Source organism: Anoxybacillus mongoliensis, assembly GCF_014201515.1.
GTDB classification, from domain to species: domain Bacteria; phylum Bacillota; class Bacilli; order Bacillales; family Anoxybacillaceae; genus Anoxybacillus; species Anoxybacillus mongoliensis.
Map to the genome: position 1 here is coordinate 125,470 of NZ_JACHEQ010000007.1, position 26,312 is coordinate 151,781.

Consider the following 26,312-nt stretch of genomic DNA (forward strand, 5'->3'; position numbering starts at 1 on the left):
TACCGATGAAAATATTTTCCCTATTCTTCCAATTCACGAACTCGTTTTTTCATCTCTACTAATAACTGATCAAATAAATGAACATATCGCTGGCGAATATGTTCATAAATTTCCATCGCTATTTGTTCATCGTATGTATGTGATGTCCTATTTCGATCTTCTAACATTTGAATCCACGCTTCTCCATCTTGAATAAGTCCTTCTTTAAATGCTTGTTTAATCGTTTTTCGCGGACTTGTCACTTCGTTATTTCCGTTATATTCCAAGTAGCTTCTCATCCATTTCCATGCTAGTTCGTACGTAAATTCAAATCGTTGAATTGTTGCGTCAAGAACTAGGTCGTCTTTTTCCACATCACGCGTAATGCTTTGATGTAGTTTATTTAATGCTTTTTCAAAGTCAAATAGTTTATCAATGATTTTATTCATTGTCGCAACTGCCTCCCCTCGTTCATTCGTTAAAAAAATTGTCTTTCCTTCGAGATCAATATACGATTTGAGTTTTTCATTACTAATCTTTTCATAATCAATAGCATCCACAGTATAAATGATATTTGCTTCTGCTAAATCGTCTTGAATGCGGTACAGCTGGTCGTTATGGCTTCTAAACTTAATCGCAATATCGATGTCCGACGTTTCTTTATAATCGCCTCTTGCCCTTGATCCGAACAAAATCACTCTTTCAATGATGTTCGCATAATTTTGAAACACACAAATGAGGTTGTAAAATGTTTGCTTTTTTAATCCGTACATCTTTTTACCCAATCGCCCATCACCACCCGCTTCTATATCATACGAAAGATGTTTTTCTTCATTATACCCTACCACTCTTATCTTACATATTTGAAACCCCTCTTAGCATTTTCGCCAAGAGGGGTTTTCCATTAAAACATTTCGGATACGGTTTTTGCTTGCATATGAAGAAGTAAGTAGTCTGGTCCACCTGCTTTCGAGTCTGTTCCAGACATATTGAACCCACCGAACGGATGATAGCCGACGATGGCACCTGTGCAACCGCGGTTAAAGTAAAGGTTTCCGACATGGAACTCTTCACGCGCTTTTTCAAGGTTAAAGCGGTTGTTTGAAATGACTGCACCAGTTAAGCCATATTCTGTGTTATTTGCGATTTCAAGCGCATGGTCGAAGTCTTTTGCCTTCGTAAATGCCACAACAGGTCCGAAAATTTCTTCTTGCATAATGCGTGCTTTTGGATCAACATCCGCAAACACTGTTGGCTGAATGAAGAAGCCTTTCGAGTCGTCTCCTTCACCGCCTGTCATGAGCTTGCCTTCTTGTTTACCAATTTCGATATATTCCATAATTTTGTTATATGCCGATTGGTCGATGACCGGTCCCATAAATGTGCTTTGTTCTTCTGGGTTGCCGATTTTTAATTGTTTCGTTAACTCGACGACGCGGTTTAATACTTGGTCATACACGTCTTCAAGCGCGACGACACGCGAGCATGCCGAACACTTTTGACCAGAAAAGCCAAAAGCGGATGCGACGATGGATTGCGCAGCTAATTCTAAATCTGCTTCTTTGTCTACAACGATTGTGTCTTTTCCGCCCATTTCCGCAATAACGCGCTTGAGCCAAATTTGTCCTGGATGCACTTTAGCTGCACGCTCATAAATGCGAATACCAACATCGCGAGAACCTGTGAAGCTAATAAAACGTGTGCGCGGATGGTCGACTAAATAATCGCCCACTTCCGCACCGCTTCCTGGGATGTAGTTTAATACGCCTGCTGGGAGCCCTGCTTCTTCTAACACTTCAACAAACTTATACGCCACCACTGGCGTTGCACTTGCTGGTTTTAACAATACTGTATTTCCTGTCACAAGTGCAGCAACCGTCGTTCCTGCCATAATCGCAAACGGGAAGTTCCATGGCGAAATGACGACGCCGACACCAAGTGGAATGTAGAAGAAACGGTTTGTTTCTCCCGGACGGCTTTCGACAGGGATGCCGTCTTTCAATTTCAACATTTGACGAGCATAATATTCCATAAAGTCAATTGCTTCTGCAGTATCCGCATCTGCTTCTTTCCATGGTTTTCCTGCTTCTTTCACAAGCAATGCTGAAAATTCATGTTTGCGACGACGCACAATCGCTGCCGCACGGAATAAAATATTTGCGCGCATTTCTGGTTTCGTTTTGCTCCACCATGTAAATGCTGCGTCTGCTGCTTGCATCGCTTTTTCCGCTAAGTCTTTATTTGCTTTCGCCACGCGACCAACAATTTCTGTTTTATTTGCAGGGTTGATCGAAACAATTTTATCTTCTGTCATGATTCGCTCGCCGCCAATCACAAGCGGATAATCTTGACCAAGATAAGCTTGTACCGTTTTTAATCCTTCTTCAAACGCTTTTTTGTTTGCTTCGACTGTAAAATCAGTAAATGGTTCATGTTTGTAAGGTTGTACCATCATGTAAGCCCCCTTTGTTGAAATTACAAAAGCGTTTTCATACACACAATTTCATTCTAACGGATGAACGATACATATTCAAATGTTACGGCTGATATATATGAACAAACGGTTCACTTTTATCTGGGCTTTTTATAATAATACTTTCTGGTCCACGCACCGAAGAAATGTAAACAGAAATCGGCATATAATCAGGCATTTTTTCCATAAGAAGACCTGTGACATATTGCGTAAATCCGATGACTTCTGCTTTTCCATAAAACTGCATCACAATGTCAATCGTCAATTGTTGTAGTTGGTCATCGCGATAAAATGCTCTGCCAATGACTCCGGTGTAATTCGGAAAAAATTCTTCAATATCTGATTTTAAGTTTAAAAACTTCACTAAATCATCGCGGTGATTTTTTTCCGCTTCATCCGATGGGAAAACATAATATTCTTCATTGATTTTTTCCCAATCCCGAATCGTATTGCTCCCCTTATCTACGTAGCCAGCAGCAAAAAAGTGCCCTGGGACGATAGACGATTTTGGTTGCTGCTCAAATAAACCAATAACAATCGGCACTTCCTTTAATCCATCAATTTTACGTATCCGAGAAACAATTTCTTCTGCGGCTTTTTTCCCTTCTTTCTCCATATCGCTCTTCGAAATTTTTACTTCGCGTGGATACCCTTCTTCCGTCTCATAGTAATGAACAGAATTCATCGCAAGTCCAATGACAACTCCACCTAATTGCACTTTATCGTTTCCTGTTTTAACTAAATAGTTGTGTTCTAAAATATGCGAAATGTAGAGTGGGTGTTTTTTGTTTTTCTCTTCATTCGTCCCTTCGTTTCCAAGCGAAGGATTCAGTCCTTCCCCATCCTCTTGTTTTCGTTTGAGCCACGACTCAATCGTTTTTCGGTCTAAATATTGCCCTTGCTGAAACAAATATTGTGACGGAGAAAACTTTTCTTGTGCAATGCGCATTAAACCGAGCTCAAATTCATCCATATCTAATCTCGTGTTTACATTTTCAACGACAAGTCCGCGTGCCTCCCCAGGTTGAAACGGTAAAATCGTACGATAATACGAGTTAGAAATATTGTACTTTGGAATAATCGCCTTTTGTTTTTTATTTTCCGTTTCTTGCACCACTTGTTCTTCCTGATTAAATTTTGGAGCGCATGCTGACAAAGTAAGAAGCGTACAAGTGAGCAATATGATTAACTTTTTCATCGTTCACACCTGCTTTGATTGTTGTATTTCTTGAAGAAAACGCGCTTCATCCCAAATCGTAATGCCGAGTTGTCTTGCTTTTTCTAATTTTGATCCCGCGTCTTCACCGACAACGACAACATCTGTTTTTTTGCTGACGCTTCCTGTTACTTTTCCACCTAACGCTTCAATTTTTTCTTTTGCTTCACTGCGCGACATCGATTGTAACGTGCCGGTTAAAACAAACGTCTTCCCAGCAAATGTTGCACTTGCACCCGCTGTCCGTTTTGCACCTTTATATGTCATATTGACGCCATGCGCTCGCAAACGGTCAAGCAACTGCTTCACTTCTTCTTTTGAAAAATACGTAACGATTGAATCGGCCATTTTTTCACCGATTTCATGAATGGCTGTTAGCTCTTCTTTTGTCGCTTGTTGAAGACGTTCCATCGTTTCAAAATGTTCCGCTAACGTTTTTGCAGCTTTCGCGCCCACGTGACGAATACCGAGCCCAAACAATAAACGTTCAAGCGAATTTTGTTTCGACGCTTCAATCGCTTGCAGTAAGTTTGTTGCTGATTTCTCACCCATTCGTTCTAGTGAGACAAGCTGGTCTTTCGTTAACGTGTACAAATCTGCTACACTTTGAACAAGACCTTGTTCAAATAGTTGAGCAATCACTTTTTCGCCTAATCCATCAATATTCATCGCTTGACGTGAAACGAAATGAATGAGCCCTTCTCGAATTTGTGCGGGACATTGTGGATTAACACAACGAAGGGCAACTTCATCATCCAATCGAACAAGTTCGCTCGCACACGCTGGGCAATGCGTTGGCATATCAAACGGCTTTTCTTTTCCTGTCCGTCGCTCTGGCAACGAACGAACAACCTCTGGAATAATATCTCCTGCTTTTTTAATAACGACGTAATCGCCGAGACGAATATCTTTTTCACGAATGTAGTCTTCATTATGAAGTGATGCGCGTTGCACGATCGTTCCTGCCACACGTACCGGCTGCAAAATAGCTGTCGGTGTCACCACGCCTGTCCGACCAACACTTAATTCAATATCAACAAGTTGCGTCACAACTTCTTCGGCCGGAAATTTATACGCAATCGCCCAACGCGGACTTTTCGCTGTTGCTCCGAGTTGCTTTTGCTGCGCAAATGCATCTACTTTAATGACGATCCCATCAATATCATATGGCAATGACGTTCGCCGTTCATGCCACTTCTCGATGTAAGCAAGCACGGCATCAATCGTTTCACATACTTGCCATGTTGGGTTAGTTTTAAATCCGAGCTCATCTAAATAACGAAGCGATTCACTATGAGAGACAAGTCCGATCTCTTCGCTATTAACAACACTATATATAAATACATCTAGTTGGCGAGCAGCGACGATTTTTGGATCAAGCTGGCGAAGCGAGCCAGCAGCCGCATTGCGCGGATTAGCAAACAATTCTTCCCCATTCATTTTTCGCTGTTCATTTAGCTTTTCAAACGATTTTCGTGGCATATATGCTTCTCCACGCACTTCAACTGTCACTTGTTTCTGTAATCGAAGTGGTAACGAGCGAATCGTTTTTAAGTTTTCTGTAATATCCTCGCCCGTCGTTCCATCACCACGCGTCGCCCCTTGTACAAAATAACCATCTTCATAGCGAAGCGATACCGCTAAACCGTCAATTTTTAGTTCACATACGTAACGTACATCACCAACTTCTTGGCGCACACGGCGGTCAAAATCGCGCAAATCTCCTTCATTGAAAGCATTACTTAAACTAAGCATCGGCACGCGGTGGGTAACTTTTTTAAACGCTTCTAACGGGGCACCACCAACGCGTTGCGATGGAGAGTCCGGCGTTTTATATTGCGGATATTGCTCCTCTAACTCCATTAATTTTCTCATCAATTCATCATATTCCGCATCAGAAATAGACGGTTGATCTAACACGTAATATGCGTAATTATGCTTTTCAATTTGTTCACGCAATTCAGCCATTTGCTTTTTAACGTCGTGTTGTGCCACCTTTTCCACCCTTTCTACACTTTCGTAATCGGAGCAAATTTTGCTAATAGTCGCTTAATCCCAATTGGACTTGAAAAAGCAACATCTAGCTCTTGATCGCCATCACTTTCTTTCACACGAACAATCGTACCAATTCCCCATACTTTATGACTTACTTTATCACCTACACGCCATCCTCCGTGTGAAACAGTATATGGACGTTGAGATGACGTTTGTTTTTTGACACGTTTATGCGCATATTCAATTAACTCTTCAGGAATTTCATCAATAAATCGCGATGGGGCGTTGACGTGCGTTTGTCCAAATAACGTACGCATATGTGCGCGCGTTAAAAAGAGCTCTTCTTCAGCACGAGTAATACCGACATACGCTAGACGGCGTTCTTCTTCCATTTCATCTTCATCATTTAATGAACGGTTATGTGGGAAGATTCCTTCTTCAAGGCCGACTAAAAAGACAACTGGAAACTCTAATCCTTTGGCGGAATGCAATGTCATTAAAACGATTGCATCATTTGTCTGTCCTTCACTATCATTATCAAGCTGATCAATATCTGCCACAAGCGCCAAGTCCGTCAAAAAGGCAACGAGAGACTTATCTTCATTCACTTGTTCAAAATGTTGAGTCACTGATAAAAACTCATCAATGTTTTCAAGGCGGCTATGTGCCTCTAACGTTTTTTCTTCACGAAGCATATCACGGTAACCTGAACGATCGAGTACATCTTCAACAAGTTCGGTTACAGATAAATAATGTTGCATTTGACTCCAATGATGAATTTGTTCGCGAAATTGTACGAGCGGTGCAGCGATGCGCGCACTAATTCCAATCTCTTCAATGGAAGCGAGCGCATCAAACATTGATATCCCACGGCTAGAAGCATATGATGCAATTTTATCAATTGTCGATGCTCCAATACCGCGCTTTGGGACGTTGATGATGCGCGTGAAGCTAATGTCATCATTTGGATTCGCAATCAAACGTAAATACGCTAAAATGTCTTTAATTTCTTTTCGATCATAGAATTTTAAACCACCGACAATTTTATATGGGATGTTCGCCTTCAATAACATTTCTTCAAGCACACGTGATTGCGCATTCGTTCGATATAAAACAGCAAAATCTTTATACGCCCGTTTTCCTGCATCAACATATTCTCTAATTTTTCCAACGACAAACTGTGCTTCATCTATTTCCGTCATCGCTTCGTAATACACAAGCGCGTGTCCCTCACTATTTTCTGTCCAAAGTTTTTTCGGTTTTCGTTGCGTGTTATGCTCAATGACAGCATTGGCTGCTTGTAAAATGCGTTTTGTTGAACGGTAATTTTGTTCAAGCAAAATCACTTTGGCATTCGGATAGTCTTTTTCAAACGATAAAATGTTGCTAATATCAGCACCGCGCCAACGATAAATCGACTGGTCAGAATCACCGACCACACATAAGTTTTGAAATCTCTTAGCAAGCATGTTCACGAGCAAATATTGTGATCGGTTCGTATCTTGATATTCATCGACATGAATGTATTGGAACTTTCGTTGATAGTATTCTAACACTTCCGGAACGCGTTGGAATAATTGGATCGTCGTCATAATTAGATCATCGAAATCAAGCGCGTGATTACGCAACAATCGTTTTTGATAATCTTTATATACTTCCGCTACAAGCCGTTCATATGGATTTGCTGCTTGTTCAGCATATTTTTCTGGCGTCATCAATTCATTTTTTGCGCTACTAATCACGCCTAACAGTGCACGTGGATCGTATTTTTTTGGATCAATATTACGGTCTTTTAAAATATGTTTTAACACTGATAATTGATCGGTTGGGTCCAAAATAGAAAAGTTCGCATGGATGCCAATGCGGTCGATGTCTCGTCGTAAAATGCGGACGCACATCGAATGAAACGTCGAAATCCATATATCTTCCGCTTGTTTCCCAACGATGCGCTCCACGCGTTCTTTCATTTCACGTGCGGCTTTGTTTGTGAAGGTAATCGCTAAAATGTTCCACGGGGCAACGTCTTTTTCCGCCATTAAATAAGCGATGCGATGCGTTAATACGCGCGTTTTCCCACTTCCTGCTCCCGCCATAATTAAAAGCGGACCCTCTGTCGTTTTCACCGCCTCTTTTTGTTTTTCATTTAACCCTTCTAACAGCATACGTGCTGACATACTCATTTTCCCACCACCAAAACATATGTTCTCTTTTTTATTCTCCATTTATGTTGATTTTCCTTTTACCACTTCAACTGTTTGTAATGCCATTTGTAAATTTGTATAAATTGCGTTTCCGACGACAACCGTATCCGCCCACATCGCCATTTCTTGCGCTTGTTCAGGTGTATGAATGCCACCACCATAAAATAAACGTGTGCGACTTAGCGTTCGCTTCACTTTTTCTACAAGCTCCACATCCCCGTACCGCCCACTATATTCCATATAAAAAATTGGGAATTGATACATATGTTCTGCCATTCGAGCATACGCGATTACATCTTCATCTGTTACATTCGTTCGTGCACTTGTTAACGATGCAGCCTTACATTCCTCGTTTAAAATGCAATATCCTTCAACAAACAGTTCTTCCCAATTGATTAAATCACCAAACTGCTTCACCGCTTCATGATGCAAATCAATGAGCCAAGTAAGATCACGACTATTTAGCACCATTGGAATAAAGTAATAGTCAAATCCAGGAGTGATCGCCTCGATATTCGATACTTCTAGAACACAAGGAACGGAAAAGCGGCGCACGCGAGCAAGTAGATCGATGACGTTTTCAAGCGTCACACCGTCGCTTCCACCAACAATGATCGCATCTGTACCTGATTCACATACTTGTTCTAACTGCTCATCTGTTATATATTTATTCGGATCTAATTTAAACACATGTCGCCACGTTGTTATCTCATTCATTTTTTTCACCTCATCTCATTATAACAAAAATCATAGCAAAAAATCGTAAAAAGAAGCTGACTCATTGTGAGCCAGCCTCCCCCTGTTGTTCGCTATAAATGCGGTCGAGTGCCATCGCATACGCATCATTTCCGTAGTTTAAGCAACGTTTTACACGCGAAATAGTCGCTGTGCTTGCCCCTGTTTCTGTCTCAATTTTATGATACGTATATCCTTCACGCAACATACGAGCTACTTCCAATCGCTGCGCAAGCGCTTGTATTTCATTCACTGTACATAAATCATCGAAAAAACGATAACATTCTTCTAAATCTTTTAATGACAAAATCGCTCGAAATAATTGATCGAGCTCTCTGCCCCGCAATTTATTAATTTGCATACATTTCCCCCTATTCATATTGTACTTGCTTTAAATCTGGAACAACTTGAATCCATGTTTTTCCTTTAATAAACCCGAGCGGAACACCGTTTTTGTAAGGAAGAAGGCGTCCATCAACATTTTTCCATTGTATTTCTTGCACCGTTCCCTTTTGAAATAAGTACCCTTTTCCACCTGATGTAAAGTCGATTTCTCTTCGACCATAGTCATCAATAATTTCATGCGTTGCTTCAATTACGAATACGTTTTCTACCGCAATAGGTGTACGTGTCTCGCGATCGACTGTTGGTTCGCCACCACTCGAACGAACGTATTTCGTTCCATCATATGCATAATGAACGTGAGCATACGACCGTTTGGAGTATACCACATCAATATTCGTTGCTTTTATAGCATTTGTCAAATCGTTTGTAAAAAAAGGGAGCGGTTTGACTTCTTCTTCAAAAACATAGCCGTTTTTTTCGGCACCTTTTTTAATATTTTCAAAGGAAATATACGAGTTGTGTGGTGCCTTTCGTGTACGATCCCGCCAAAATAACGTTCCATCATAAAATAAACCATTTACGTAATCTGTAGCACCAGACTTTAATAACGTTTGCGCTTCTGGACTCCATCCGTGACATACGTATAACGCATGAAAACCGTTGCTTAGGTGAACAAAATAATCTCTTGCGCTTCGAACAGGCCCGATGATATCAGGTTGTTCGCTTTGGTAAATCGCTAACAGCCGTGTAATATCTCCTTCTGCAAGCACTTCATACACGATGTCTGCTTTGTGTAACCCCGATTGTGGCCGTGCAGCAGGATAGTTATTAATCATCACTGCCACCGCGCGTTGCATCGTTTTTTCATCTGTTGGCATGCCTGTTAACGGAAACGTCCAAGCTATGTCTTTTGTTTCTGGTTCATTTTTTTGTTCAACGGTTGTTGGTGGGGACTCCTTTTCTTTTATGTTTGACTCTGTACGTTGACATCCGATGCTCAATAAAAACACCGTCGTGATCATCAACAGAAAAAATAATCGCCGCAACATGAACCCAACCTTTCATTTTCCGTTCCTTTTATATTTTAACGCATTATTGTTGGAAAGAGTACTGTTTTATGCATCACATCGTAAATTCCTTTCGGTGTAATGCGAACATAAGGTAAATGGGTCGACGATAAAAAGAGCAGTGTGTAAATCGGATCAGCAAACGTATAACCGCGCTCCCGCAACAATTTCCCAAGCGCTTTTTCCTGTTGCATCAGCTCGCTCATTGGTTTCGCTGACATTAATCCGCCTAAAGGAAGAGGAATTTCATGAATGACTTCCCCTTGTTCACATAAGACAATACCGCCTCCGATTTGCTTCATCCGTTTAAAGGCAAGCAATAGATCACGCTTACTTTTTCCAATTAAAATAATATCTCCTGTATTTGAATACGAGCTAACAAGCGCTTGCACATGTGTAGCAAATCCTTTTAATACGGTGTTTACACGCCATTTTCCATTGCGGTCAATGAGCATTAAAAAGCTTTCGTCGTGATCAGTTGATAATTCATCAGCCGATGTATCCATCGAAATCGAATATGGCTTAATAATGACCGAGTTTTCCATATACATCCCTAATGGCATCGAAAACTGCAAATCATCCATCTGTAAGTCCCAAGGTAGCAAAAGTGGCGCAAGACCATGTACATCCCATTCCATCGTTGAGAAAGCATGAACAGGAACGCCATCACGTTTTACCCATTGTCCGCTTGCTAAAACAGAAATCGGTGTCGGATTGGAAGCATGTTCAAGAATATTAATATGTGCAATACGCCCTGGTGTAATGCTTCCGTGCAAATGATCGATATTATAATAACGAGCGACATTCCATGTGGCCATGCGATATGCTTCGATTTCAGGCACCCCTTCTTGCAAGGCGATACGAATCATCTCATCGATCATTCCATTTTCATAAAATGCAGGTGTTGAGCCATCTGTCGTAAACATGCAATGATCGTAATGATGAATGCCGCATTGTTTCATCTCTTTAAGCAATGTCGGCAAATCAGGCCGAATAGATGAATGACGTAGTGATACGGTATACCCTTGCATTAAGCGCTTATGTACATCGCTTCCAGTCATCGCTTCATGGTCAGCATCCGCGCCAAACAGTTTCATTTTCGTTAACGTGCGATCTGAAGCTCCCGGAAAATGACCCTCTACTTTTTTACCAATTTTTTTCGCTTCTTGCATCCAATGGAGAATGAAATCGTCGCCCTCCAATAGACGTGGCCATCCGGTTAGTTCTCCGACCTGCAAAACCGCATCATTTTCAAGCCAACTTTTCATGTTTTTATATGAAAAGAAATGTTCTTCTCCGTCCATTTCTGTTTGCGGATCAAGTCGACACCACCAATACATCGTCACCGGCTGTTTTTCCATGGCCGCCAAAAAAGAAAACGCTTTCTTTTTTGACAACTGCAAAAAAAGAAATAAATTGTCGTTAATAAGTGTTGTCGTACCGAACTGTGCTGCATATTCCGCTAACGTCTGGGGATTATATAACTGAAACGGATGAGCATGAGGCTCGATGTAACCAGAAACAAGCATCTGATTCGTGCAATCAACGACTTCGCATGAATCCAATCGCTTCGGTTTATTCGGACCGACGTATACAATTCGGTCATCGCAAATCCATACGTTCCCTTTCACCCATTGACGTATGTATGGATGTAAGTATGTGGCATTCAGCAGCACTTTCGTTGGCGCTTGTTTGCCATCAACAATCGCAACGTGCTTACGAATTTGTTCGCTTTTCCATCGATACCGTTTTTCAATCATCATCGCTTTCCTCCTAAATCGTACCATCGTATATACACATTTTAACGGATGAAAGCGAAATTCACAAACAAAAAGGAGGAATAACATGAAACAAAACATCGGTATTATTAACGCGATGATTCGCATTACATGCGGATTTACTATGCTTGCTTGGGCAACAGCCAATCTTTCCCGTAAACCGTGGCGCGAATCGTATATATGGGTCATTATGCTCGCTGCGATGAAAATTGCAGAAGGTATTGTTCGCTTTTGCCCTGTTATGGCGTTGTTTGAACGATATCAGTGCCATTGTGAAAAAAATCGTGAACAAGAGAAAGCGATTCCTATTGAATCGGTCAACCCTTCGTAACAATAACCCCCTTGTATGCGTACAAGGGGGTAAAAAAGGAGAGAGCAAATATGATTGCAGAATATATAACAGATACGTTCTTCGTTCTCATTCTTCTCATTGGCAGTCTCGTCGCTCTTAGTTTTGTATACGTTCGCAAGCGGCGTGCGCGATAGCTTTATGGCCAATATCGTGCCGATAAAACAGTTGATCGCATGAAATATACTGAATTTGTTCATACACAAGACGTTGTGCTTCTTCTAATGTCTTTCCATTAGCAACAACGAGGAGCACTCGTCCTCCATCCGTTACCCACTCATCGTTTACAAGTTTTGTGCCGGCGTGGAAAATTTGTGCTTTCGTTACTTGTTCAAGCCCTCGAATAACTGCGCCTTTTTCATATTGTTCAGGATATCCTTTCGCCGCTAAAACAACCCCAACGGTTGCTTCATCGCTCCAATGTAATGTAATCGGTTGATCTTCTAATAACGAAACAATCACTTCAACAAGATCGTTTTGTAGCCGTGGTAAAATGACTTGTGCTTCAGGATCGCCAAATCGCGCATTAAATTCAATCACTTTTGGTCCTTCTTCTGTAGCAATTAATCCTGCATATAAAAATCCTGTAAATGGACATCCTTCTTGCTTCAAAGCCATTGCTGTCGGCTTCACAATTGTTTCAACCGCTTCATAAACCGTTTGCTCACTAATTTGCGGAACAGGCGAATACGCGCCCATTCCTCCCGTATTTGGACCTTGATCGCCATCAAATGCTCGCTTATGATCTTGGGCGATAACCATCGGATACACGTGCTCCCCGTGCACAAACGCCATCAACGAAAATTCTTCACCTTGTAAATATTGTTCAATGACAACTTGTGCACCTGCTTCATCAAACTTTTTCGCAACCATCATGTCATGTAACGCGCCAAGCGCCTCTTCCACTGTCATGGCCACCGTGACACCTTTTCCAGCCGCAAGTCCATCCGCTTTAATAACAATCGGTGCACCTTGCTCTCGCACATAACATACAGCGTCGTCATAATTTGTAAATGTCGCATAGTTCGCTGTCGGAATGTTATATTTTCTCATGATTTCTTTCGCAAACGCCTTGCTTCCTTCAATGAATGCCGCTTGTTGTTTCGGACCAAAAATACGCAATCCTTCACTTGCAAAACGATCGACAATACCTGCTAACAGTGGAGCTTCCGGACCAACGATTGTTAAATCAATCGCTTCTTTTTTCGCCCACTGAGCTAGCGCTTCAACATCCGTTTCCGAAATCGGAACGCGCGTAGCAATCGAAGCCATTCCGTCGTTTCCTGGCGCGACATATACGCGAGTGACAAGCGAGCTTTGGGCTACTTTCCATACAAGCGCATGTTCTCGACCACCGCGCCCGATAATGAGCACTTTCATCGTTCGGCGCCTCCTTTAATGTTTAAAATGACGTACCCCTGTAAATACCATCGCAATACCGTATTCATTTGCTTTTTGAATCGAATCTTCATCGCGAATCGAACCGCCCGGTTGAATAATAGCTGTGACTCCCGCTTGGGCAGCCACCTCCACTGTATCGCTCATCGGGAAAAAGGCGTCGGATGCTAATACTGCGCCGTTAGCATTCTCGCCTGCTTGCTCAATTGCAATTTTTGCCGCTCCCACACGATTCATTTGACCGGCGCCAACACCGATTGTCATCCCGTCTTTCGCTAGCACAATTGCATTCGATTTCACATGCTTCACAACACGCCAAGCGAACGTTAAATTCGCCCATTCTTCTTCTGTCGGCTGTCTTTCAGTCACAACTTGAATATTCGCATCATCAATCGTGTATATATCTTCATCTTGGACGAGTAATCCACCGCGCACCGATACGAAAAATGGTTCTTGTTTCCGTTCTGATTGAAAATCAACGGTTAATAAGCGAATATTTTTCTTTTTCGTTAAAATCGCAAGTGCTTGTTCTGTGAACGATGGAGCGATAACAATTTCTAAAAAAATGTCATGTAATTTCGCAGCCGTTTGTTCGTCGACCTCACGATTAAGCGCCACAATGCCGCCAAAAATGGACGTTGGGTCGGCTTCATAAGCTTTTTGAAACGCTTCTGCAATCGTTTCACCGACACCGACTCCGCACGGATTCATATGCTTCACTGCTACCGCTGCTGGCTCAGTAAATTCCGCAACAATTTGCAACGCTGCATTGGCATCATTAATGTTGTTATATGACAGTTCTTTTCCGTGTAGCTGCTTCGCTGCCGCCATAGAAAACGGTGAGCTGAGCGGTCTTTCGTAAAATGCTGCCGTTTGATGTGGATTTTCCCCGTATCGCAACGATTGTTTTTTTACAAACGTCATCGTCATCGTTTCTGGATATGTTTCTCCGACGACATTTGTCAAATATTGCGCAATCATTGCATCGTACGCTGCGGTATGACGGAACACTTTAGCCGCTAACGCTCGTCTCGTTTCTAACAATACTTCGCCATATTGTTTTAACTGTTCAATGACTACATCATAATCAGCAGGATCGACAACAGCTGTAACGTAAGCGTGATTTTTCGCGGCCGCTCTAAGCATTGTCGGACCGCCAATATCAATCTGTTCAATTGCTTCCATCAACGTCACGTTCGGCTTTGCGATCGTTTCTTGAAATGGATATAAATTCACCACAACAAAATCGATCGGCGTGATGTTATGCGCTTGCAGTTGCTGTTGATGTGTTTTGTCATCTCGAACAGCTAACAGACCGCCGTGAATGTTTGGGTGCAATGTTTTGACCCGTCCATCTAAAATTTCTGGGAAGTTTGTGACATCAGAAATGCTTGTCACAGGAATTCCGTGTTCTGCTAATACACGCTTCGTCCCACCTGTCGAAATAATTTCCACTCCAAGCTCAGCTAGTTGCTTGGCGAATGTAACAATTCCTTTTTTATTTGAAACGCTAATAATCGCTCGCTTTTTCATCCTTCGTACTTCCTTTCCCCATCAGCAATTGTTGAATGACTTGTGGATACAACGTATGTTCAATCTCATGAATGCGACGCTCAACACTTTCTAACGGCTCTCCGTCATCAATATATAGTGCCCGTTGCGCAATAATCGGTCCGGTATCCATTCCTTCATCAACGTAATGCACGGTCACCCCCGTCACTTTCACGCCATAACGGTACGCTTGACCAATTGCATCTTTACCCGGAAACGCTGGCAAAAGAGAAGGATGAATGTTTATAATTTTGTTCGGATATACGTGTAAAAGCGTCGGACCGATGAGCCGCATATAGCCCGCAAGAACGATCCAGTCGATTTCTTTTTGTTGTAGTTGTTGTAAAATCTCACGTTCAAATTGTTGTTTTGTTTCGTACTGTTTAGGGTTAAAAACAAATACCGGCACGTGTTCACGAATCGCTCGTTCAATCACTTTGGCATGCGGTCGATCACATACAAGAAGTGCTACTTCTGCTTGAATATCTCCTTTTTTTACCGCATCGACAATCGCTTGAAAATTTGTTCCGCTCCCCGATGCAAAAATAGCTATTCGCTTCATTCGATTTTTCCCCCGGCAAACGATACACCTACTCCTTCTTTTACCCGACCGATAATATATGCTTTCTCCCCGCACGATTCAAGCAACTGCACAACGTCTGGTACAACACGGCTATCAACCACTAACACAAAACCGATCCCCATATTAAAAATATTGAACATTTCCGTTCGTTGTAGTTGTCCATGTTGTTGTAAAAAGTTAAAAATCGGTGGAATCGGCCATGAACCGTAGTCTATTTCGGCTTGTAATCCTTTTGGCAACATACGTGGAATGTTTTCGATAAAACCGCCCCCGGTAATATGTGCCATCCCTTTCACAAAAAATTGTTTTAACGCTTCTTGCACTGAACGAACATAAATACGCGTCGGTGTTAATAGTTCTTCACCAAGCGTGCGGGAAAAGGACTCATATATGTGATTCAGTTGCAAGTTTGCATCTTTTATAATTTTTCTAACAAGCGAATATCCGTTACTATGCAAACCACTTGAAGCTAAACCGATCAGCACATCACCAGGGACAATCGCCTCACCTGTCACGAGCTTTTCTTTTTCTACCACACCAACTGCAAACCCAGCTACATCATATTCATCTTCACCGTACATGCCTGGCATTTCTGCTGTTTCCCCTCCAATGAGCGCACAACCTGCTTCGATGCAACCATCAGAAATTCCTTTTACAATATGCTCGATTTTTTCAGGTACTGCTTTTCCGCAGGCGATGTAGTCAAGAAAAAAAAGCGGCTCTGCCCCTTGTACGACAATATCATTCACACACATCGCTACACAGTCAATTCCAATTGTATCGTGCCGATCTAAAGCGAACGCAAGCATCAGTTTCGTTCCTACTCCGTCTGTTCCTGATACAAGGACAGGTTGTTTATACCCGAGCGAAGATAGATCAAACATCCCGCCAAAACCACCTAAACTTCCGAATGCACCCATTCGGGCTGTTTTTGCGACATGTTTTTTCATCCGCTCCACAGCTTCATAACCAGCTTCAATATTCACACCAGCTTGTTTGTACGCATGTGCCAACGTGCTCTCCCCCAATCTTCGTCGGATATTGTCCTGTAAAACAAGCTAAACATTGCCCACAGTTTACGGAATCGTTCGGTCTTCCAATCGCCTGTAAAAGCCCTTCTGGACTTAAAAAAGCAAGGGAGTCTGCTTCAATGAGCTGTCGAATTTGTTCAATGGTATGATTAGCTGCGATAAGCTCTTCTTTCGTTGATGTATCAATGCCATAAAAACATGGATGCGTAATCGGCGGGGAGCTAATGCGCACATGCACTTCCGTTGCTCCTGCCTCGCGAAGCATGCGGACAATACGCTTGCTCGTCGTGCCACGCACGATGGAATCATCAACCATGACGACTCGTTTCCCAGCTACAACCCCTCGAACAGGCGACAATTTCATTTTTACCCCTTGTTCCCGAAGTGATTGCGATGGTTGAATAAACGTCCGTCCAACATATCGATTTTTAATTAACCCTAACTCGTATGGAATACATGTTGCTTCCGCATAACCAATGGCTACCGAAATACTTGAATCCGGTACACCGGTGACGACATCTGCTTCAACAGGTGCTTCAAATGCTAACCGCTTGCCAAGATTTTTCCTCGCTGTATGAATGTTAATGCCGTCCACATTGCTGTCCGGACGAGCAAAATAAATATATTCCATACTGCAAATGGAGCGAGCGACTCTAGGGGCGAAACGTTCAGAACGAACACCTTGTTTATTGATCATAATGAGCTCCCCTGGTTCCACTTCCCGCTCGTATGTGGCACCAATGACATCAAACGCACACGTTTCTGATGCCACAACGTACGCCTCGCCTAAACGCCCAAGCGATAAAGGACGAAATCCATGTGGGTCAAGAGCGATATACATTTCTGTTTCCGTTAAAATTAAAAAGGCAAAAGCGCCTCGTAAATGCGTCAACGCTTCTTTAATCCTCTCTTTTAAAATTGGTTCGTCACTACGCTTAATTAAATGAGCGAGCACTTCTGTATCAGACGTCGTTTGAAAAATACTTCCTTGTTGCTCTAAACGAAAGCGCAACTCATCAGCATTTACTAAATTTCCGTTATGCGCGAGCGCCAAACTACCACCTTGAGAACGGAACAAAAGCGGTTGAACATTCGTATATCCGCCCCCACCAGCAGTAGAGTAACGGACGTGGCCGATCGCAGCCATGCCCGTTAATTGTTCTAGTTCACCGCGACTAAATACCTCTGTGACTAAACCAAGTCCTTTATGAAATTGCAACGTCCCGTTGCCCCCAACAACAATTCCTGCTCCTTCTTGTCCACGATGTTGTAAACTGTGCAATCCGTAATACGTCAACGTTGCTGCTTCCTCATGTCCCCAAATGCCAAAAATCCCGCACTCTTCATTTAATCCTTTGATTTCAGCAAGCATGGAATAGCTCCTTTCCATACATTTCGCATCGTTTCTACTGGAACATGGAGAATGCATGTATCTCCATTTGTCACATGAAGCGTTCCGTCGTTCGTCACTTCTCCGATACATACTGCTTGAACAAGCTGTTCAAACGCTTGTTGATGTTCCCTTTTCACAGAAACGACAAAGCGCGATTGCGTTTCGCTAAATAGCTCCGAAACGATATCACCTTGAATTGTCACACGTGCCCCTAAACCTGGTGCGTCCATTAGACATTCCGCAATTGCAACCGCTAGACCCCCTTCTGATACATCGTGTGCTGATGCCACAACCCCAGCTCGAATCGCAGCGAGAAGCTGTTTTTGGCGTTTCGCTTCCACACGTAAATCAATCGTTGGGGCCTTTCCAAAAATGCGACCTGTTAGCCATTTTTGCAACTCACTTCCTCCAAATTCTTGCTTTGCTTCCCCAATGACATAAATGAAGTCACCAGGTTGTTTAAACGATTGTGTTGTCACATGGCTCATATGTTGAACGATGCCAACCATGCCGACAATCGGTGTCGGATAGATGGCTTCACCGTTCGTTTCATTATAAAGGGATACATTTCCACTAATGACAGGTGTTTCTAGCACACGACACGCTTCGCTCATTCCTTCTACCGCTTTTTCAAGTTGCCAAAAAATTTCCGGTTTCTCTGGACTGCCAAAGTTTAAACAATCGGTAACGGCAAGTGGCTGGGCACCGGAACAAACGATGTTGCGTGCTGCTTCTGCGATCGCAATTTTCCCACCGACTTCTGGATCTAAATATACGTAACGAGAATTACAATCGGTTGTCATCGCTAGCGCTTTATTTGTGCCACGAATGCGTAAAACAGCTGCATCAGATCCTGGAGCAACAACCGTATTTGTTCGTACCATATAATCGTATTGCTCATACACCCACTCTTTACTTGCGATCGTTGGCTGACTTAATAACGCAAGCAGTGTTTCTTCGTAATTGTCAACTGTCGGTACGTACTCCATCGTTTGAAACTCACGATAATAGGCTGGTTCCTGCGAAGGTTTATGATAAACAGGCGCATCTTTGGCAAGCGCATCAACCGGGATTTCAGCAACGACTTCTCCGCGATGATACAATCGCAACATATGATCATCTGTTACATGCCCAATCGCTTTCGCCTCGAGTCCGTACTTTGCAAATACATCTATAATTTCTTGTTCACGACCTTTTTGGACGACAAGAAGCATACGTTCTTGCGATTCAGACAACATCATTTCATACGGTGTCATTCCCGCTTCACGTTGTGGCACGAGATCTAAATTCAGTTCGATCCCAGAACCTGCTTTGCTCGCCATTTCTGCTGACGAGCTTGTTAAGCCAGCAGCTCCCATATCTTGCATCCCAACAAGCGCATCGGAATGAATGACTTCTAAACAAGCTTCAAGGAGCAATTTTTCCATAAATGGATCTCCGACTTGCACAGCTGGACGTTTTTGTTCAGATTGTTCCGTTAACTCTTCCGATGCAAATGTCGCCCCATGAATTCCGTCACGCCCTGTTTTCGCCCCAACATACATAACCGTATTTCCAACACCTGATGCGATTCCTTTTTGAATATCTTCATGGCGAATAAGCCCGACACACATCGCATTCACGAGCGGATTCCCTTCGTATGCCGCATCAAATTGCACTTCACCACCAACGGTCGGAATGCCGACGCAATTTCCGTATCCAGCAATGCCTGCGACAACGCGTTCAAATAAATATCTCACACGCGGTGACGTTAATTCGCCAAAGCGAAGTGAGTTTAACAATGCAATTGGTCGCGCCCCCATCGAGAATACATCGCGAATAATTCCTCCAACACCCGTGGCAGCCCCTTGATACGGCTCAATAGCGGACGGGTGGTTATGGCTTTCAATTTTAAACGCTACCGCTAACCCGTCTCCGATATCGACAATACCCGCACCTTCTCCTGGTCCTTGAAGCACATGTTTTCCTTCAGTCGGAAACTTTTTTAATACAGGTTTCGAATTTTTATAGCTACAATGTTCCGACCACATGACAGAGAAAATTCCTGTTTCTGTATAATTTGGCGAACGCCCAAGAATACGTTCTACCATCGCAAATTCTTCGTCTGTTAATCCCATTTCACGATATAATTTTTGTTCTTTAATCATCGCTGGACTTGGCTCAAGTAGTAACGACATGTGCGTCCCTCCAATATGTCACAATTGATTGAAATAGTTTTAATCCGTCAGCTCCTCCAAGCAATTCATGAACAGCTCGTTCAGGGTGTGGCATCATACCAAGCACGTTTCCTTTTTCATTCACGATGCCTGCAATGTTGTGTAAACTACCGTTCGGATTTTCTCCCTCGTATCGAAAAACAATTTGGTTATTGGCAATGAGCTGTTGTAACGTTTGTTCATCGCAATAATAGTTTCCTTCTCCGTGCGCAATTGGAATTGTAATCACTTCCCCGCGTTCGTATTGTGATGTAAATATCGTTTCGTTATTTTCAACGCGAAGTTTGACTGGACGACAAATAAACGTTAACGTATCATTGCGTCGCATCGCCCCTGGGAGAAGCCCTGCTTCGAGTAAAATTTGAAATCCGTTACATACACCTAAAATCGGTTTTCCGTCATCGGCTGCTTTTTTGATCGCTTTCATCACGTTAGAAAAACGGGCAATCGCTCCAGAGCGTAAATAATCACCATATGAAAAACCGCCCGGTAAAAGAATGGCATCAAAATCATCTAAACAATGTGCGTCATGCCAAACGTATTCCACTTCTTCTCCTAATTCATCCGAAATGGCATGATACATGTCGATATCACAGTTTGAACCTGGAAATACAACGACCGCAAATTTCACTGAACGACGACCTCCTCAATCTCATAGCGATAATCTTCAATGACTGTGTTCGCTAACAATTTTTCACACATTTCCTTCACGATTGTATCAATATCGCGGTCGCTTTTTTCCACGATCAACTCCATAAACTTTCCAATCCGTACATCTTGCACTTCACGATAGTTTAAGCTATGCAATGCTCCTTTCACCGCATTACCTTGTGGGTCTAATACGTTTTCACGCAATGTGACATACACTTTTACTTTATACATGATAATCCTCCTAATCGTTGTAACAGTTTCGTATATGTTTCTGTTAAATCGCCTAAATCGCGGCGAAATACATCTTTATCAAATTTCTCTTTCGTGTGTACATCCCATAATCGACACGTATCTGGGGAAATTTCATCCGCTAACAGCACCGCTCCCGTTTCATCTCTTCCAAACTCTAATTTGAAGTCGACAAGCTGTAAGTCACATGAACGAAATAAGGAAATGAAAATGTCGTTCACGCGTAGCGCCATTTGTTTCATATGCAAAAGCTCATCATAAGAGGCGAGCTGTAACACGGCAATATGATCTTCTGTTAATAGAGGGTCGCCTAAATCGTCGTTTTTGTAGTAAAACTCTACAATCGGTTTCTCGAGTGCAGTTCCTTCCTCAAGCCCGAGTCGTTTTGCTAGACTACCAGCGACAATATTGCGGACAACAACTTCGAGGGGAATGATCGTCACTTGACGCACAAGCTGTTCGTTGTCAGATATTTTACGAATAAAGTGATTGTTCACACCCGCTTCGTGTAACAAAGAAAATAGTAAACTTGTAATCTCATTATTCAGTCTTCCTTTTCCAGCAATCGTTGCTTTTTTTTCACCGTTAAATGCCGTTGCTTCGTCTTTATATTCAATCCATAATACACGCTCTTCATCTGTTGCATATACTTTCTTCGCCTTTCCTTCATATAGAAGGTGTTGCTTTTGCATGTTCTCTCCCCCTATTTATACAGAATATTAGGAATTTTTATTATGTAGGCAAGGCATTGGCCTTACCTACTGCAAACCAAGTCGACAAAAAATCGTATCAACATGTTTTAAATGATAGTTATAATCAAAGCAATCAGCGATTTGCTCTTTTGTTAAACGGCTTGTAATCATTTCGTCCGCTTCAATTAACGAGCGAAACGGCACTTGTTTTTCCCACGCTTCCATCGCTTTTGGTTGCACGAGATCATACGCCTCCTCTCGCGTCATGCCTGTGTCAATAAGCGCAAGTAATACACGTTGCGAATAAATAAGTCCGAGCGTACGATCCATATTTTTCTTCATGTTTTCTGGGAATACAGTCAAGTTTTTCACGATATTTGTAAAGCGGTTGAGCATGTAGTCTAATGCGATCGTTGCATCCGGTAAAATAATGCGCTCCGCTGACGAATGCGAAATGTCACGCTCATGCCAAAGTGGTACATTTTCATACGCCGTTAACATATAGCCGCGAATCACACGCGCCATTCCTGTCATATTTTCCGAACCGATTGGGTTGCGTTTATGTGGCATCGCTGATGAACCTTTTTGTCCTTTAGCGAAAAACTCTTCCACTTCACGTGTTTCACTTTTTTGCAGTCCTCGAATCTCAACCGCGAATTTTTCAATCGATGTCGCAATTAAAGCGAGCGTCGCCATATAGTGCGCATGGCGATCACGCTGTAACGTTTGGGTTGAAATAGGCGCAGGCTGCAAACCGAGTTTTTCGCATACGTACTGTTCGACAAACGGGTCAATGTTTGCATACGTACCGACAGCACCAGAAATTTTACCAACGCGCACCGTTTCGGCCGCTTGCTTAAATCGTTCTAAATTGCGCTCCATTTCGGCATACCAGAGCGCCAATTTTAATCCAAATGTCGTCGGCTCGGCATGCACACCGTGCGTTCGCCCCATCATGACCGTATATTTATGTTCGATCGCCTTCTCCTTTAATACCGCAATAAAGTTTTCTAAGTCGCGCAATAAAATTTCATTTGCTTGTTTTAATAAGTACGATAATGCTGTATCAACAACATCGGTAGACGTAAGTCCATAATGTACCCATTTTCGTTCTTCTCCTAACGTTTCTGATACCGCACGAGTAAAGGCAACGACATCATGACGCGTCTCTTCTTCAATTTCTTTAATACGCGCAATATCGAATGAAGCATTTTGACGAATTTTTACAACATCTTCTTTCGGGATCACGCCTAACTCAGCCCAAGCTTCACAAGCTAAAATTTCGACTTCCAACCAAGCACGAAAACGGTTTTCTTCCGTCCAAATCGCACCCATTTCTGGCCTTGTATAACGTTCAATCATACGTTCATCCTCCGATCTGTCCAAATCGCTAAGTCGTCTATTTTTCGTTGCATCGCATCGACATCTTCAACTAACCACGTGATATGTCCCATTTTCCGCTTCGGCTTTGCCTCTTTTTTTCCGTAAAAATGAACATGAGCATCACGAAATTGAGTGATATTTCGGATGACTGCATCGACATGTTCACCTAAAATATTGACCATCATTGTAGGTTTTAATAGCTCGGTACTGCCAAGCGGCCAATCACAAATGGCACGAATATGTTGCTGAAATTGTGATGTGATACAACCGTTTATTGTATAATGACCTGAGTTGTGCGGTCTAGGGGCAAGCTCATTAATATACAGTTGTCCGTTTTCTGTCAAAAACATTTCAATCGCTAACGTACCTACTAGTTGAAACGCTTCGGCTAACTGCTTCGCATATGTTTTTGCCTGTTCAATGATTGGTTGACTGACTCGAGCTGGGGCAATTGTTTCATGCAAAATGTTCTCGCGATGAATGTTTTCAACAACTGGAAATAGTGCCACCTCACCAGAAACATTTCGGGCAACGATAATGGATAACTCTTTTACAAACGGCACCCACGCCTCCAATACACACTCACCATAAGTTAAAAGCGAGCGCGCCACATGTATATCATCTAAACAACGAATGACGACTTGCCCTTTTCCATCATATCCCCCACGGCACGTTTTCAACACAGATGGAATGCCGATCTCTCGAATCGATCGTTCTAATTCTTCTTCTTTTAGTACCAGACGATAAGGTGCAACAGGTAAACCAACAGACTGGACGGCTCGTTTTTCTTTCCAGCGATGCTGTGTGATCGCAAGAAGCTCGCTTCCTTGAGGCACATACGCCTTCTCTACTAATCGATTCAACGCATCCGCATCAATATTTTCAAATTCATATGTTATGACATCACTTACTTCAGCTAACTGACATAATGCTTGTTCATCGCTATATGAAGCAACAATTTCAATATCGGCCACTTGCGCACACGGAGATTGGGGAGTCGGATCGAGTACTGCCACAAAAAATCCCATCTCTTTTGCAGCGATCGCCATCATTCTTCCTAGCTGACCCCCGCCAATGATGCCGATCGTTTGCCCCGGAACAATCGTTTTATTCAAGTTGATCACTACTTTCCATCACTTGTTTTCGAATTGCCTCGCGCCGTGCACGTAACGCTTCCATATACGTTGGTTCATACGTTCCAAGAATCGAAACAGCAAGCAGCGCGGCATTCATAGCCCCTGCTTTTCCGATCGCTACGGTCGCAACAGGCACCCCGCCTGGCATTTGCACAATAGATAACAACGAATCGAGGCCGTTCAACGTCTTAGACATAATTGGAACACCGATAACCGGTAATGTTGTTTTGGCTGCTACCATTCCAGGCAAATGAGCAGCCCCACCTGCCCCAGCAATAATGACTTTAATTCCTCGCTTTTCAGCTGTTTCAGCATACGTAAACATAAAGTCCGGTGTACGATGAGCTGAAACAACTTTTTTCTCAAATGGAATATGCAATTCTTCTAATATATCACATGCATGACGCATCGTTTCCCAATCTGATTGACTTCCCATAATAACAGCGACAAGTGGCTGCATCCGTATTCACCTCTTTTTATAATCAGAAAAAAATCCAGAACAACGCCCCTCTTCATAAGGGAAAGCATCGTTCTGGACATATTTCGCCCCTAGGGTGAAAAAAGCCAATAGGATCCTTTCCCTCATAGTCCAATAATTTACGGTTATTGGGTAGAGACTTTTGGGCCATATTCCCAAAATTATATGAGGGTTTAATAATGTATTCATTTACTTTCATCTTACCAGTCGTTTTTCAATCATGTCAACACAAAATCGAACATTTTATTAATAAAAATAATTAATGTTCGGATTTTGCTTAAAAATCACCATTTTGCCTTTTTCGTCGTATAGTGAAAAGAAAAAAGAAGGAGGGAAATCAATGGACTGGACAAAACAATGGGAATCATTTTTTTCTAATCCTTTTTGGAATGCATCAAACACCCTTTCTTCTCATTCACCCGGCATCAATATGTATCGTCGTAATAATGAGTTGCTTGTTGTCGCTGCCATCCCCGGTTTAGAGAATGTACGTGATGCAGAAGTATATATTCATTATAATACATTGGAGATCAAAACGAATGTCACATTACATTTTGAAGGATTTGAACTAATTGAGGAAGGAATTACACAAGGGCCTTTTGAACGAGTGATACAACTTCCTTTTCCTGTAGGTGAGAAAGTAGAAGCTGTGTACGAGAATGGGTTGCTTTTTATTCAGTTACATCGCCTTATTCCTGATCATATAAAGAGAAAAGTAGAAATTAAATAAAAAATGAGCTAACCGATATCGGTTAGCTCTTCACTATGGGGGAGAGGATTGTAAAAGCGTTAAACGCAAATACATGGACAAAAAAAGTTAGAGAACAAAGTTGATATGCTCTCTAACTTGCTATGTCCGCCCGGCAACGTCCTACTCTCGCAGGCGGTGTCCCGCCAACTACCATCGGCGCTGGAGAGCTTAACTTCCGTGTTCGGGATGGGAACGGGTGTGACCTCTCCGCCATCGTCACCGAGCAAACATGCTTTTTTCGTTTCGCCTCTTTAGGCGTGAAGGATGATTCCTTCAAAACTAGATAACAGACTAAGCAGTCGCCTTCGCTTTTCTCGATGTCTAGCTTCGAACTAACATCCTCCTACGCCTTTCGCTTTTTCCGTTCGACGTGCACGCACGTCTTCGTCAAAAGCTTCTGGCTCCGTCGGATGTTTTCTTGGCTACGTCAAGAACCGTTCTACGCTTTTCTTATTGTCTAGCTGCGGCTCCTAGCCCCTCGAATGGCTTCAGTCCTGCTGTGGCGGCAACAGCCTCCTCGCAGGCCTTTCGCGTTCTTCGTGGCTGAACAGTCGCCTCCGCTTTTCGTATGTGTTTAGTTAAGTCCTCGATCGATTAGTATCCGTCAGCTACACGTGTCGCCACGCTTCCACCTCGGACCTATCTACCTTGTCATCTTCAAG

24 protein-coding genes, 2 rRNA genes and 1 riboswitch are annotated in these 26,312 nt (G+C 42.6%); of the genes, 3 read left to right on the forward strand and 23 right to left on the reverse strand.

Translation table 11 applies throughout. The features are described 5' to 3' along the window. Positions 1 to 20 precede the first annotated feature (20 nt). The 9 genes from HNR43_RS08250 to HNR43_RS08290 form a co-directional block, all read right to left on the reverse strand. Positions 21 to 752 carry an HI0074 family nucleotidyltransferase substrate-binding subunit gene (locus HNR43_RS08250; protein WP_183242960.1) on the reverse strand — a complete coding sequence of 244 codons (732 nt, stop codon included), beginning with the start codon at positions 750 to 752 and terminating at the stop codon, positions 21 to 23. 131 nt (positions 753 to 883) lie between these two features. After that, a complete protein-coding gene (gene pruA / locus HNR43_RS08255) occupies positions 884 to 2,431 on the reverse strand; it encodes an L-glutamate gamma-semialdehyde dehydrogenase (protein ID WP_183242893.1) in 1,548 nt (515 codons plus the stop codon). Between the two features lie 85 nt (positions 2,432 to 2,516). Then, positions 2,517 to 3,650 (reverse strand): CamS family sex pheromone protein, encoded by a 1,134-nt coding sequence (locus tag HNR43_RS08260; protein WP_183242895.1) that lies wholly within the window; start codon positions 3,648 to 3,650, stop codon positions 2,517 to 2,519. A 3-nt stretch (positions 3,651 to 3,653) separates the two neighbouring features. Continuing rightward, positions 3,654 to 5,672 carry an NAD-dependent DNA ligase LigA gene (ligA, locus tag HNR43_RS08265; RefSeq protein ID WP_183242897.1) on the reverse strand — a complete coding sequence of 673 codons (2,019 nt, stop codon included), beginning with the start codon at positions 5,670 to 5,672 and terminating at the stop codon, positions 3,654 to 3,656. Between the two features lie 5 nt (positions 5,673 to 5,677). After that, positions 5,678 to 7,843, reverse strand: coding sequence for a DNA helicase PcrA (pcrA, locus tag HNR43_RS08270; protein WP_183242899.1), 2,166 nt, complete (start codon positions 7,841 to 7,843; stop codon positions 5,678 to 5,680). A 42-nt stretch (positions 7,844 to 7,885) separates the two neighbouring features. After that, positions 7,886 to 8,581, reverse strand: coding sequence for a heptaprenylglyceryl phosphate synthase (pcrB, locus tag HNR43_RS08275; protein WP_183242901.1), 696 nt, complete (start codon positions 8,579 to 8,581; stop codon positions 7,886 to 7,888). A 61-nt stretch (positions 8,582 to 8,642) separates the two neighbouring features. Beyond that, positions 8,643 to 8,960, reverse strand: coding sequence for a YerC/YecD family TrpR-related protein (locus tag HNR43_RS08280; RefSeq protein WP_183242903.1), 318 nt, complete (start codon positions 8,958 to 8,960; stop codon positions 8,643 to 8,645). Positions 8,961 to 8,970: 10 nt separating this feature from the next. Continuing rightward, positions 8,971 to 9,993 (reverse strand): DUF3048 domain-containing protein, encoded by a 1,023-nt coding sequence (locus HNR43_RS08285; RefSeq protein WP_183242905.1) that lies wholly within the window; start codon positions 9,991 to 9,993, stop codon positions 8,971 to 8,973. 35 nt (positions 9,994 to 10,028) lie between these two features. Beyond that, on the reverse strand, positions 10,029 to 11,771 hold the full coding sequence (locus HNR43_RS08290; protein ID WP_183242962.1) for an adenine deaminase C-terminal domain-containing protein: 1,743 nt from the start codon (positions 11,769 to 11,771) through the stop codon (positions 10,029 to 10,031). 85 nt (positions 11,772 to 11,856) lie between these two features. On the opposite strand from HNR43_RS08290, the gene HNR43_RS08295 reads away from it, so the two are divergent. Both HNR43_RS08295 and HNR43_RS14335 read left to right on the forward strand, forming a co-directional pair. Then, complete coding sequence (locus tag HNR43_RS08295) at positions 11,857 to 12,120, forward strand: YgaP family membrane protein (RefSeq protein ID WP_183242914.1); 264 nt, start codon at positions 11,857 to 11,859, stop codon at positions 12,118 to 12,120. Between the two features lie 50 nt (positions 12,121 to 12,170). Next, positions 12,171 to 12,275 (forward strand): EYxxD motif small membrane protein, encoded by a 105-nt coding sequence (locus tag HNR43_RS14335; RefSeq protein WP_342413237.1) that lies wholly within the window; start codon positions 12,171 to 12,173, stop codon positions 12,273 to 12,275. Here the strand turns inward: HNR43_RS14335 and purD are convergent. From purD to purE, 12 genes are all read right to left on the reverse strand, one after another. Further along, complete coding sequence (gene purD / locus HNR43_RS08300) at positions 12,238 to 13,518, reverse strand: phosphoribosylamine--glycine ligase (RefSeq protein ID WP_183242916.1); 1,281 nt, start codon at positions 13,516 to 13,518, stop codon at positions 12,238 to 12,240. The genes HNR43_RS14335 and purD overlap by 38 nt on opposite strands. Before the next feature lie 15 nt (positions 13,519 to 13,533). After that, on the reverse strand, positions 13,534 to 15,069 hold the full coding sequence (gene purH, locus HNR43_RS08305; RefSeq protein WP_183242918.1) for a bifunctional phosphoribosylaminoimidazolecarboxamide formyltransferase/IMP cyclohydrolase: 1,536 nt from the start codon (positions 15,067 to 15,069) through the stop codon (positions 13,534 to 13,536). After that, the gene (gene purN / locus HNR43_RS08310) at positions 15,047 to 15,649 is read right to left on the reverse strand and encodes a phosphoribosylglycinamide formyltransferase (RefSeq protein ID WP_183242920.1); all 603 of its coding nucleotides are present in this window, start codon (positions 15,647 to 15,649) and stop codon (positions 15,047 to 15,049) included. Before purN ends, purH begins: the two co-directional genes overlap by 23 nt. Continuing rightward, the gene (purM, locus tag HNR43_RS08315; RefSeq protein ID WP_183242922.1) at positions 15,646 to 16,683 is read right to left on the reverse strand and encodes a phosphoribosylformylglycinamidine cyclo-ligase; all 1,038 of its coding nucleotides are present in this window, start codon (positions 16,681 to 16,683) and stop codon (positions 15,646 to 15,648) included. The genes purN and purM overlap by 4 nt, the downstream gene beginning before the upstream one ends. After that, complete coding sequence (gene purF / locus HNR43_RS08320; RefSeq protein ID WP_183242924.1) at positions 16,646 to 18,073, reverse strand: amidophosphoribosyltransferase; 1,428 nt, start codon at positions 18,071 to 18,073, stop codon at positions 16,646 to 16,648. Before purF ends, purM begins: the two co-directional genes overlap by 38 nt. Next, a complete protein-coding gene (purL, locus tag HNR43_RS08325; protein WP_183242926.1) occupies positions 18,049 to 20,271 on the reverse strand; it encodes a phosphoribosylformylglycinamidine synthase subunit PurL in 2,223 nt (740 codons plus the stop codon). Before purL ends, purF begins: the two co-directional genes overlap by 25 nt. Next, the gene (gene purQ / locus HNR43_RS08330; RefSeq protein ID WP_183242928.1) at positions 20,255 to 20,941 is read right to left on the reverse strand and encodes a phosphoribosylformylglycinamidine synthase subunit PurQ; all 687 of its coding nucleotides are present in this window, start codon (positions 20,939 to 20,941) and stop codon (positions 20,255 to 20,257) included. Before purQ ends, purL begins: the two co-directional genes overlap by 17 nt. Further along, positions 20,938 to 21,192: a phosphoribosylformylglycinamidine synthase subunit PurS gene (gene purS, locus HNR43_RS08335; RefSeq protein WP_183242930.1), complete on the reverse strand. Its 255-nt coding sequence runs from the start codon at positions 21,190 to 21,192 to the stop codon at positions 20,938 to 20,940. Before purS ends, purQ begins: the two co-directional genes overlap by 4 nt. Then, positions 21,180 to 21,902, reverse strand: coding sequence for a phosphoribosylaminoimidazolesuccinocarboxamide synthase (gene purC, locus HNR43_RS08340; protein ID WP_183242932.1), 723 nt, complete (start codon positions 21,900 to 21,902; stop codon positions 21,180 to 21,182). Before purC ends, purS begins: the two co-directional genes overlap by 13 nt. Before the next feature lie 66 nt (positions 21,903 to 21,968). Next, positions 21,969 to 23,264 carry an adenylosuccinate lyase gene (purB, locus tag HNR43_RS08345; protein ID WP_183242934.1) on the reverse strand — a complete coding sequence of 432 codons (1,296 nt, stop codon included), beginning with the start codon at positions 23,262 to 23,264 and terminating at the stop codon, positions 21,969 to 21,971. Continuing rightward, positions 23,261 to 24,409 (reverse strand): 5-(carboxyamino)imidazole ribonucleotide synthase, encoded by a 1,149-nt coding sequence (purK, locus tag HNR43_RS08350; protein WP_183242936.1) that lies wholly within the window; start codon positions 24,407 to 24,409, stop codon positions 23,261 to 23,263. Before purK ends, purB begins: the two co-directional genes overlap by 4 nt. After that, a complete protein-coding gene (purE, locus tag HNR43_RS08355) occupies positions 24,393 to 24,881 on the reverse strand; it encodes a 5-(carboxyamino)imidazole ribonucleotide mutase (RefSeq protein ID WP_183242938.1) in 489 nt (162 codons plus the stop codon). Before purE ends, purK begins: the two co-directional genes overlap by 17 nt. Before the next feature lie 105 nt (positions 24,882 to 24,986). After that, a riboswitch (purine riboswitch) is annotated at positions 24,987 to 25,088 on the reverse strand. Between the two features lie 151 nt (positions 25,089 to 25,239). Between purE and HNR43_RS08360 the strand changes: the two genes are divergently transcribed. After that, the gene (locus HNR43_RS08360; protein WP_183242940.1) at positions 25,240 to 25,629 is read left to right on the forward strand and encodes an Hsp20/alpha crystallin family protein; all 390 of its coding nucleotides are present in this window, start codon (positions 25,240 to 25,242) and stop codon (positions 25,627 to 25,629) included. Between the two features lie 128 nt (positions 25,630 to 25,757). Here the strand turns inward: HNR43_RS08360 and rrf are convergent. Continuing rightward, positions 25,758 to 25,874: ribosomal RNA gene (gene rrf / locus HNR43_RS08365) — 5S ribosomal RNA — on the reverse strand. 350 nt (positions 25,875 to 26,224) lie between these two features. Continuing rightward, positions 26,225 to 26,312 (reverse strand): 23S ribosomal RNA (locus HNR43_RS08370); the annotation flags it as partial.